This is a genomic window from Microcoleus sp. bin48.metabat.b7b8b9.023 (genome assembly GCF_013299185.1).
Taxonomy (GTDB): domain Bacteria; phylum Cyanobacteriota; class Cyanobacteriia; order Cyanobacteriales; family Microcoleaceae; genus Microcoleus.
Genome location: NZ_JAAFKG010000009.1, coordinates 145,599 through 155,647, shown reverse-complemented (window position 1 = coordinate 155,647; position 10,049 = coordinate 145,599). Strand labels below are relative to the sequence as shown.

General features: G+C 43.5%; 11 protein-coding genes and 1 pseudogene. 10 read left to right on the top strand and 2 right to left on the bottom strand.

The annotated features are described in order from the left end of the window. Positions 1 to 212, top strand: a pseudogene (locus QZW82_RS08120) (ISKra4 family transposase); the annotation flags it as partial. Between the two features lie 7 nt (positions 213 to 219). On the opposite strand, the gene QZW82_RS08115 reads toward QZW82_RS08120, so the two are convergent. Together QZW82_RS08115 and QZW82_RS08110 are read right to left on the bottom strand one after the other, a co-directional pair. Then, complete coding sequence (locus QZW82_RS08115; protein ID WP_293146860.1) at positions 220 to 447, bottom strand: hypothetical protein; 228 nt, start codon at positions 445 to 447, stop codon at positions 220 to 222. A gap of 22 nt (positions 448 to 469) precedes the next feature. Continuing rightward, complete coding sequence (locus QZW82_RS08110) at positions 470 to 754, bottom strand: DUF3303 family protein (RefSeq protein ID WP_293146858.1); 285 nt, start codon at positions 752 to 754, stop codon at positions 470 to 472. Between QZW82_RS08110 and QZW82_RS08105 the strand changes: the two genes are divergently transcribed. The 9 genes from QZW82_RS08105 to QZW82_RS08065 form a co-directional block, all read left to right on the top strand. Beyond that, positions 744 to 2,519, top strand: coding sequence for a trypsin-like peptidase domain-containing protein (locus QZW82_RS08105; protein ID WP_293146856.1), 1,776 nt, complete (start codon positions 744 to 746; stop codon positions 2,517 to 2,519). The genes QZW82_RS08110 and QZW82_RS08105 overlap by 11 nt on opposite strands. Positions 2,520 to 3,164: 645 nt before the next feature. Then, positions 3,165 to 3,341, top strand: a complete 177-nt coding sequence (locus QZW82_RS08100) for a hypothetical protein (RefSeq protein ID WP_293146854.1) — start codon at positions 3,165 to 3,167, stop codon at positions 3,339 to 3,341. Between the two features lie 73 nt (positions 3,342 to 3,414). Continuing rightward, positions 3,415 to 5,199: an aspartate--tRNA ligase gene (gene aspS, locus QZW82_RS08095; protein ID WP_293146852.1), complete on the top strand. Its 1,785-nt coding sequence runs from the start codon at positions 3,415 to 3,417 to the stop codon at positions 5,197 to 5,199. Positions 5,200 to 5,450: 251 nt separating this feature from the next. After that, complete coding sequence (locus tag QZW82_RS08090; RefSeq protein WP_293146850.1) at positions 5,451 to 5,648, top strand: hypothetical protein; 198 nt, start codon at positions 5,451 to 5,453, stop codon at positions 5,646 to 5,648. Then, on the top strand, positions 5,649 to 6,179 hold the full coding sequence (locus QZW82_RS08085; protein ID WP_293146848.1) for a hypothetical protein: 531 nt from the start codon (positions 5,649 to 5,651) through the stop codon (positions 6,177 to 6,179). A gap of 83 nt (positions 6,180 to 6,262) precedes the next feature. Further along, positions 6,263 to 6,490 carry a hypothetical protein gene (locus tag QZW82_RS08080; protein ID WP_293146846.1) on the top strand — a complete coding sequence of 76 codons (228 nt, stop codon included), beginning with the start codon at positions 6,263 to 6,265 and terminating at the stop codon, positions 6,488 to 6,490. After that, complete coding sequence (locus tag QZW82_RS08075; RefSeq protein WP_293146845.1) at positions 6,480 to 6,890, top strand: putative toxin-antitoxin system toxin component, PIN family; 411 nt, start codon at positions 6,480 to 6,482, stop codon at positions 6,888 to 6,890. The genes QZW82_RS08080 and QZW82_RS08075 overlap by 11 nt, the downstream gene beginning before the upstream one ends. Positions 6,891 to 7,797: 907 nt before the next feature. Next, complete coding sequence (locus tag QZW82_RS08070) at positions 7,798 to 8,826, top strand: hypothetical protein (protein ID WP_293146843.1); 1,029 nt, start codon at positions 7,798 to 7,800, stop codon at positions 8,824 to 8,826. A 1-nt stretch (position 8,827) separates the two neighbouring features. Then, a partial coding sequence (locus QZW82_RS08065; RefSeq protein ID WP_293146841.1) for a tetratricopeptide repeat protein occupies positions 8,828 to 10,049 on the top strand: 1,222 nt, incomplete at its 3' end.

The window sequence follows — 10,049 nt, the reverse complement described above, 5'->3', positions numbered from 1 at the left end:
GCAAATATCTAGAAAAGCATCGCTCTAGAATTGTTAACTATGAGCAATTATCATCAGACAAGATTTGTTCCATAGGCTCGGGCGCGGTGGAATCGACTGTCAAACAAATAGATAGAAGGTTGAAAATCTCCGGAGCTCAATGGTTGAAAAAAAATGTCAATCAAATGCTAAAACTTCGTTGTGCTTACCTGAACGATCTCTTGGCTATTTGAGGCTTTTTCAAAACCGGGATGCTCCCCTGTCTAAGCCTTGTGCAAGCCTCGGAGGAAAACAGAAAATAGCACCGTTTTTGAGTTTGATAACAATTAAATCTTCCGACTGATTGTACTGCACGGATTCGGCACGCGGCTCTGTAGCCTCAGCGGTTTTCCATGTTTGCTTGGCTTGGGCTATTTGCTGTCGGAGATTTTCCTCTGTTAACTCTTTGTTCCAGTTTCTAGATATCATGTCTACCTCCACTATGAATAATTTACAAGCAATCGAGCAATGGTTCGACAACTTCTCGGGTTTCTTTACTACTAACTACCGGCACAATTTCAAAAGTCGCTCCAGAACCGCGCCACTTCAAAATCCATTCCTGAAGTAAGCGCAAATCATCACACTCCATAAGCTGGAAACATCTACTAAAATTGGGTTCTACCCAACTATCAATATATTTAAGACCCTCAGGAAACATTCTGCCTTCGTCACGAATGCGCTGATAAATTGGCAGCATATCATTATCTTTGAATCGTTCAATAATCATGAATAGCATTCGATCCTCCTTAGAATTCGATCGCACTTGCAAACACTCTTCCATTCTCAACCGTCAAGGCACCACAAACCGGAAAACTAATCCGTCTGTTGATATGTGGATATGTTACATTGACAAAATCATGAACTACAGCAGAACAATTCCGGCTATTTTGAGTGCTACGATCGCCCTAAGTGCGATCGCCCTCATCCCACTCACCTCACCTCCCATCGCCCTAGCCTTAACCGCCGACGCAGTTAAAACCGTCGCCAAACAAATCACGGTACGCATCCAAGGCACAAAAGGCGGTTCCGGAGTAATTTTAGAAAAACAAGGTAGCACGTACTATATACTCACCAACTGGCACGTAGTCGATAAACCTGGCGATTACGAAGTTGTAACTCCCGACGGTAAAGCTCACTCTGTATCATACGGCCTGGTGCGGCGAATGCCCGGTGCAGATATCGCGATCGTCCCTATCAGCAGCCCTCAAAGCTATCCCCTCGCCCAATTAGCTAATTCCCCAGCAACTCCCGGAAAAAAAGCCTATGTGGCTGGTTGGCCAATATCCGGCGGTTCCCTGAGACAACCGATTTTCATCGCTACGGAAGGTCAATTTACCGGCCGCCAAACTCCATTAAATGGCTATACTTTGGTATACAACAACTTAGTTAGGGCGGGAATGAGCGGCGGCCCAGTCCTTGACGATGCGGGAAAAGTTGTCGCAATTAACGGCATTGTCAAGTTAGAAGACAATTCGGATAAAATCGTGGCGGCGGGAGTAGAAATCAATAATATCATGAAATGGCGATCGACTATTTCGCTACCAGTCCTTCCCCAATCGCCAACAGCTACAAATCCGAAAACTCCTGTCAATAATCCGCCTCAGAAGCCCGGAAGTGCGATCGCCTTTGCCACCACAAATACCCTCAAAGCCCCTTCAGAAGTTGTCAGTTCCCTTGCCCTAGCTTCCACTACTTTTACCACAGGAAATAGTAACGGCACAATCTCTGTTTGGAACTTCCCCAGCGGGCAATTAAAAACTACGCTGCAAGGACACGCCGAAGCCGTAAACGCCCTAGCATCGAGTGCGGATGGAAACCTGTTAGCTAGCGGCAGTGACGACAAAACTGTAAAAATTTGGAATTTGGAAACAGGCGCGGTTGTCCGCACTTTGAGCGGGCATTCTGGTGCTGTTTCGAGTGTTGCCATCAGTCCCGACGCTCAGTTTGTCGCGAGCGGCAGTTGGGACAAAACGATTAAGATTTGGAATGCGAAAACAGGGGCATTGCTGCGGACTTTAACCGGGCATTCTGGATTAGTGAATGCTGTAGCAATTAGTCCCGATCGCCAAACTTTAGCTAGCGGCAGCAAAGATGGTTCAATTAGGTTGTGGAATTTAAATACAGGTCAAGCAATTCGCACCATTAGCGGCAAAAACTTGTCTGTTTTGTCCCTAGCATTTACTGCCGATGGCAAAACTTTGGCCGCCGGCAACAGCAACGGCACTGTTGGGTTGTGGAATGTCGGAAACGGTCAATTAATTCGGCGTTTGAGCGGACATACCGATGGAGTTTGGTCGCTGGCAATCAGTCGTGATGGGAGTATACTGGTTACTGGGAGTTGGGATAAGAGTGTAAAACTGTGGGATGTGCGATCGGGCGAATTGAGAGGTAATTTGAGCGGACATTCGGGCTATGTTACTGCTGTAGGAATTAGCGCAGATGCTAAGACTATTGTGAGTGCGGGTTGGTTGGGGGAAATTAAGATTTGGAAAAGAATTTAAGATTTTTACTTAACCGCAGAGGCGCAGTGAATCGGCTATTCAAGCGACGTAACGGACGCATCTAAATGAATCTAAATCTCTCCCTAAATGGTTCAAGTCAAAAAGCTAGTAGTAAAAATTAAATAAAAGCATGAGGTAATTAAAATGATATTGTTTCCGGCTGGATCGGAATGATTTAACCGCAGAGAACACAGAGAACACAGAGGGAGAGAGTAGAGAGATACTACCGGATTGGATATGAAACCAGTACACCAGCAATAAATATAATCCACTTTTAAGTGGTGCACAAAATATTTACCGAAATATAGATGCAACGGAACTAAAAAAATTGAAAGTCTAGAAAAATCTGTAATTTAAATTTTCCACGTCACTCACAAGCAGTTCAAGAAAAGTTAGGCTGCATCACAAAAAAAAGCGAGGAATATTATATCAAATCCGCTCTTCATCGAAATAATTCATCTCTCTGTTCTCTCTCTCTGTGTCCTCTGCGCCCTCTGTGGTTTAACCACTCCGATCCAGCCGGATTTGATATTACTGCAAAACTATCAAGCCCTCCTATAAGGACAGAGTTTTAAACCCAAATTCTCGATCGACCTGAATCCGTTACAATATATCAAACTCAATATTACAGTCAACTGGACAGGAATGATGTCAATAGCCGATCGCGCGCGCAGTTTCGGTGCGACTGGGATTAAGCGTTACGGCTTAAAGCTTTCAGGGTTCACCCAATACAACAGAAGAGCTTTTATCAATGCTATAATTGGGCTGACACTTGCACTCTACTGCACTCAACACCAAAACCACGATCGCGATCGCCCTTGAATTTGCATTCAGCACAATGTTCAGGCATACTGCATAATTAAAAAGCTTTATTTTTAGTCCATAACCCCCAACCATGAGAACTTACTACTGCGGCGAACTGCGAAGCGAACACATCGGAGAGACTGTCACCCTTTACGGCTGGGTGGATCGCCGCCGCGATCATGGCGGGGTGATTTTTCTCGATGTGCGCGATCGATCGGGTATTGTGCAAATTGTCAGCGATCCGCAGCGCACCCCCGACTCCTATAACGGCGCTGAGGCTTTGCGCGGCGAATACGTGGTGAAAATTATCGGTAGAGTCACCAGCCGCCCGGAAGATTCCCTCAACCCCAAATTACCTACGGGTGAGGTAGAAATTTATGCTGACGAGATTGAGTTGTTGAATGCGGTGCGGAAACAGTTACCGTTTCAGGTGGCGACGGCGGAAAATGAAAATGTGCGGGAAGATTTGCGTTTGAAATATCGGTATTTGGACTTGCGGCGCGATCGTATGAGTCGCAATTTACAACTTCGCCACCAAGTTGTCAAAGCCATGCGCCGCCACCTGGAAGATGCGGAAGGTTTCATGGAAATTGAAACCCCGATTTTAACTCGCGCAACTCCCGAAGGTGCGAGAGATTATTTAGTTCCCAGCCGCGTCAATCCCGGTACGTGGTATGCTTTGCCGCAATCGCCACAGTTGTTCAAACAATTGTTAATGGTGTCTGGTTTTGACAGATATTATCAGATTGCCCGCTGCTTCCGCGATGAAGATTTGCGCGCCGACAGACAACCGGAATTCACGCAATTAGACATGGAAATGAGTTTCATGTCTGTGGAAGAAGTCATCAAATTAAATGAAGGTTTAGTCTGCAATATTTTCAAAAGTGTGAAAGGCGTCGAATTACCTTGTCCTTTCCCGCGCTTGACTTACGCCGAAGCAATGGATCGCTACGGTAGCGACAAACCGGATACTCGCTTCGGTTTGGAATTAGTCGATGTTTCCGACTTGATGAAAGATTCGGGATTTAAAGTATTTTCCGGTGCAATTGCTGCGGGCGGAATCGTGAAAGTTTTGCCGATTCCGGGCGGTAATGAGGCTTTTTCTAACGAGCGAATTAAAAAAGGCGATTTGTTTAAAGAAGCCACGGAAGCCGGGGCGAAAGGCTTGGCTTTCATCCGCGTGCGGGAGAATGGGGAAATTGATACAATCGGCGCAATTAAGGATAATTTAACTGAGGCTCAAAAACAGGAATTGCTCGATCGCACGGGCGCGCAACCAGGTCATTTGCTGTTATTTGCAGCCGCCGAGGCACCAACCGTCAATAAGATTTTGGATAGATTGCGTTTGTTCGTCGGTAATGACTTGGGATTGATTGACAAAGACAAGATGAATCTGTTATGGGTGACGGATTTCCCGATGTTTGAATGGAACGCCGATGAGAAGCGTTTGGAAGCGTTGCACCACCCATTTACGGCCCCGCATCCCGATGATATTGCCGATTTAAAGACGGCGAGAGCTCAAGCTTACGATTTGGTATTAAATGGCACAGAAGTCGGTGGCGGTTCTCTGCGGATTTACCAGCGAGATGTTCAGGAAAAGGTGTTTGAGGCGATCGGCTTATCGACTGAGGAAGCTTACAATAAGTTTGGCTTTTTGTTGGATGCCTTTGAGTATGGAACACCTCCCCACGGCGGCATAGCCTACGGCTTGGATCGGTTGGTGATGCTGTTAGCCGGCGAGGAATCGATTCGCGATGTCATGGCGTTTCCGAAGACGCAGCAAGCTGGGTGTTTGCTGACGAATGCGCCGTCTAGTGTGGACGAGAAGCAGTTGAAGGAGTTGCAAGTGCGATCGACCTATGTACCGAAGTCATAAGCATAGCGGTTCTCAAAAAGATGAGGTACGTTGTTGGGCTTCAGCCCTCTTAGCTGAACTGGTTATGTAAGCTGTCAGTCATACCTCATCTTTCTGAAAAAGGCTATATGTAAAACACCTTCAATGAATAGTGGATGGGTGGCGAGAAACCGGGTTTTTTCCAGAATACTTCGCCACACCTCCCAGAAACTGCGAAAAACCCGGTTTCTTTGGTTTAGTAATCTTACAAGATATTTTGGCAGATAATATTGATGGGTAGAAAACGCGATATTAAACAGGTTGATGCGATCGCTAAGGAGTTTAAGATGGGAGGTGAATTAAGGATTGCTTTTGGTTTATTCATTGAGGAAGAAAAGAAAAATGGTTATGGTGGAACTTTAAACCGTAGAGGCGATTTTACTTATGAACAACTCCGCCAGAAAGCAAAAGAATTTTTAGAGGATATTTAAATGGCTATTCAAACATCTATTGCCGATCGGAAGCCAAATATCGAGCAAATTATTTCAGTCATTACTAAACCGATGATCGGAGAAATTTGCCATCAGGTTATATTTAGTTATGGGGATGAATTACGGCTAGATTTCGGTGAGATGTCTGCCTATACTCACCCAAAATTAGCACATCTATCCAAAGGTAGTTGGCAATTTGGCACAAGGGCAACACCTTGGGTTTTCAAGCAAGGCGATCGCATTTTAACTTCTTCCTTGCCAGTAGATATAGATGAGCTAGAAATAGATGAGGTAGAAATAGATGGTGTCAAAAAAGTTTTGCAGCAATTGGAAAATAAAGAATTGATTGATTTTGCGATCGATGCTAATAATATTAGTCTCACTCTAGTTTTTGAGGGTGATTATCAACTAATTTTACAGCCAGATTTCCAAGATGATTCTGGACTTCCCGATTGGGAATTGTTCATGCCAACAGAACAAGTTTTGACGGTTGGGCCTGATTTTTTTTGGGAATGTAAATCAATTCACTAACGTGATTGACATTGGTGCAAGATGTGAGATAAAATAAATTTAGAACAAGAAATTGTTTTCCTGTTAACACTTTTTTAAAGGCTATGGCAGTAATTACGATTCAAGTTGATGACAATATTAAGACAGCGTTTGAACAAGCTAGTCTTAAAACTCAGCAAGAGTTAAGTTCGATTATTCAATTGTTTTTTAGACAAAATTTACACAACAAAACTTTAACCGAGGTTATGGCAGAAATTTCTGACAGGGCCACGCAGCGAGGCTTAACGCCAGAAATTTTACAAGAACTTTTAGCAGATAATAATGACGAATAGATTTGTACTAGACACGAATGTTTTAATCAGTGGTTTACTGTTTAAGACCTCAATCCCATTTCAGGCGATTGAGTTGGCAGAAAAACAAGGAATAATTTTATATTCTGAAGAAACCTTAAATGAATTAGAGCAAGTTTTGAATCGGAAAAAGTTTAACAAGTATCTTTCTTTAGAAGATAGGCAGTTATTTTTATTGAAGTTTATCAGTTCATCCCAATTAGTTTCTATTACAGAAAACATCACAGTTTGTCGAGATGAAAAAGATAATAAGTTTTTAGAGTTGGCTGTTAGTGGTAATGCCAATGTAATTGTGACGGGTGATTTAGATTTATTGGTATTAAATCCTTTTCAATCAGTCGAAATTCTTACTCCCGATATGTTTATTGATAGATTTAGTTAATTGTAAGTTGATTTAGGGGGGATTTTGAATGGTGCCCAGAAACCGGGTTTTTTCGAGAATACTTCGCCACACCTCGTAAAAACTGCGAAAAACCCGGTTTCTTAGATTTGCGGGGTAATCAGAAACCGGGTTTTTTCGAGAATACTTCGCCACACCTCGCAGAAACTACGAAAAACCCGGTTTCTTTGCTTCTCGCGGGGTGCCCAGAAACCGGGTTTTTTCGAGAATACTTCGTCACACATCCCAAAAACTACGAAAAACCCGGTTTCTTAGATTTGCGGGTGCCCAGAAACCGGGTTTTTTCGATAATACTTCGCCACACCTCGCAGAAACTCCAAAAAACCCGGTTTCTTTGCTTCTCGCGGGGTGCCCAGAAACCGGGTTTTTTCGAGAATACTTCGCCGCACCTCGCAGAAACTACGAAAAACCCGGTTTCTTTGCTTCTCGCGGGGCCAGAAACCGGGTTTTTTCAAGAATTATTCGCTGCGCCTCGTAGAAGTTGCCAAAAACCCGGTTTCTTTAAGACTCAAAATGAACTCTTTTGAGCCAATTTACAACACTTTGAACTAAATCGGAGTCATGGGGCGAGAAGGTTTGCAGGGGTGGGTGAGGCGTATCTGCGATGAGACAGATTGTACCGTTGAAGCGGGTAAGGGCATCGAGGAAAGTAGGGCTTAAACCTCGGGCGGCGGGGGATGTGGAGTCTTCGTAAAAGATGAGGATGAGGTGTTTGTCGCTGTCGCGGCGGAGTTGATTCCAGTAGGATTTGAGTTGGGCGAGGGTTTCGGGTTCGCGGTTGGGATGTTGGGGAAAGTGGTGTTTTTTGACGAGTTGACAGGAAATAAAATATGTGGTCTGCTAAAGTAGTCAGACAAGTTCAAACTTTAATTAGATCAGGGTTAAATTTATGGGAGAGGCAAAACGACGTAAGAAACTTAATCCTAATTATGGGAAGCCCACTTCTCAAAATGATCCAATAGGCATAGAAGAAAACTATGAGTGTTATGGAGAACGTGCAGAGTATTTCAGAGATTTAGATTTTTATCTAAATCAGGGTGGGGCTTTTGAAGAAAGTCTTCCTAGATACCATAAATATAGATCCGTGACAGAAAGTCAACTTTTTCAGTTTATTCAAAATGCCATTGATCAGGAAGAGCAAACTGCTACCTACATTCTAAATAAAGTGAAGTCATTGTCTGACCTCACTGAAATTCAGAGCGATTTATTAGGCCTAGTGGATAAGTCGATTATGTCAAAGAGATCGGGCGATCTCAATCAAGCCTTCAAATACTACGATCAAGTATTTAGCCATAATCAAACATGGTTCATGCTTTGGTACGGTCTGGCCAAGCTATTATGCCTATTTCGAGAATACAGAATGGCTTTTGCGTGCATAAAAATTTGCACTTACTTATACCCAAAAATGTGGAATGGCCGTCAATACCATTCCGATCCTGATTTGTCATACCATTATGACCAAATATATTCTTTAGCTATAGCTGGCGAGGAAAATGAACCTTATCTCAGGACGCTAGGTCGTCCTCTTAATACAGTTAGAATTGTAAATTCTAACGGAAAAGTTATAGCAAATTCTCCAGTAGGGAAAATAAAAGTAGTCAAGCCAGAATCGCTATCTTCAGATATCAAAACGCAGGTAAAAGGTGATAGTCACAACATGGTAAGGATTAAAGTTGTTGATGTTGGTCGTTCCGGTAATCCTGAGTATGCTGAATATACCCAGGCACAGATTAAAGAGTTCCGATCCACAATTGTCACAGTGCTGACAAGAAACTTGATGCCTACTTCTGATGATTTTGTTGAGACAGTTTTAGGTGCTTCTCTTGCGTGTCATTACTGGCGCAAAGATTTAAGTTTTGTTGGTGCTGTTGAACAAGTTGTACAAGATATAGAAAGAACTATGGGAAGAGGATATTGACATGGGAAAAGCAAAACGACGTAAGAAACTTAATCCTAATTATGGGAAGCCCACTTCTCAAGATGATTTAGGAGATAAAAAAGGGGCGATCGCCGATTATAATAAAGCGATTGGACTTAAGCCTGACTATGCTGCTGATGCCTACAGCATCCGGGGGCTACTCCTTAGCGAATTAGGAGATAAAAAAGGGGCGATCGCCGATTATAATAAAGCGATTGAACTTAAGCCTGACGATGCTTTAGCCTACATCAACCGGGGTAACGTCCGTAGCAAATTAGGAGATAACAAAGGGGCGATCGCCGATTATAATAAAGCGATTGAACTTAAGCCTGACTATGCTTTGGCTTACTACAACCGGGGTGTAGTCCGTGATGATTTAGGAGATAAACAGGGGGCGATCGCCGATTATAATAAAGCGATTGAACTTAAGCCTGACTATGCTTTAGCCTACGGCAACCGGGGTATAGTCCGTAGCGAATTAGGAGATAAACAAGGGGCGATCGCCGATTATAATAAAGCGATTGAACTTAAGCCTGACTATGCTTTAGCCTACTACAACCGGGGTAACGTCCGTGATGATTTAGGAGATAAAAAAGGGGCGATCGCCGATTTCAATAAAGCGATTGAACTTAAGCCTGACTATGCTTTAGCCTACTACAACCGGGGTAACGTCAGTTATAATTTAGGAGATAAAAAAGGGGCGATCGCCGATTTCAATAAAGCGATTGAACTTCAGCCTGACTATGCTCAAGCCTACGGCAACCGGGGTATAGTCCGTAATGATTTAGGAGATAAAAAAGGGGCGATCGCCGATTATAATAAAGTGATTGAACTTAAGCCTGACGATGCTTTAGCCTACTACAACCGGGGTAAAGTCCGTAGCGAATTAGGAGATAAAAAAGGGGCGATCGCCGATTATAATAAAGTGATTGAACTTAAGCCTGACGATGCTTTAGCCTACTACAACCGGGGTCTAGTCCGTAATGATTTAGGAGATAAAAAAGGGGCGATCGCCGATTATAATAAAGTGATTGAACTTAAGCCTGACGATGCTTTAGCCTACTACAACCGGGGTATAGTCCGTAATGATTTAGGAGATAAAAAAGGGGCGATCGCCGATTATAATAAAGTGATTGAACTTAAGCCTGACGATGCTTTAGCCTACTACAACCGGGGTCTAGTCCGTAATGATTTAGGAGATAAAAAAGGGGCGATCGCCGATT

Coding starts and splice junctions, on each gene's coding strand:
- QZW82_RS08115 (WP_293146860.1), bottom strand. CDS start 447: ATGATATCTAGAAACTGGAACAAAGAGTTAACAGAGGAAAATCTCCGA.
- QZW82_RS08105 (WP_293146856.1), top strand. CDS start 744: ATGAATAGCATTCGATCCTCCTTAGAATTCGATCGCACTTGCAAACAC.
- QZW82_RS08110 (WP_293146858.1), bottom strand. CDS start 754: ATGCTATTCATGATTATTGAACGATTCAAAGATAATGATATGCTGCCA.
- QZW82_RS08100 (WP_293146854.1), top strand. CDS start 3,165: ATGATGTCAATAGCCGATCGCGCGCGCAGTTTCGGTGCGACTGGGATT.
- aspS (WP_293146852.1), top strand. CDS start 3,415: ATGAGAACTTACTACTGCGGCGAACTGCGAAGCGAACACATCGGAGAG.
- QZW82_RS08090 (WP_293146850.1), top strand. CDS start 5,451: ATGGGTAGAAAACGCGATATTAAACAGGTTGATGCGATCGCTAAGGAG.
- QZW82_RS08085 (WP_293146848.1), top strand. CDS start 5,649: ATGGCTATTCAAACATCTATTGCCGATCGGAAGCCAAATATCGAGCAA.
- QZW82_RS08080 (WP_293146846.1), top strand. CDS start 6,263: ATGGCAGTAATTACGATTCAAGTTGATGACAATATTAAGACAGCGTTT.
- QZW82_RS08075 (WP_293146845.1), top strand. CDS start 6,480: ATGACGAATAGATTTGTACTAGACACGAATGTTTTAATCAGTGGTTTA.
- QZW82_RS08070 (WP_293146843.1), top strand. CDS start 7,798: ATGGGAGAGGCAAAACGACGTAAGAAACTTAATCCTAATTATGGGAAG.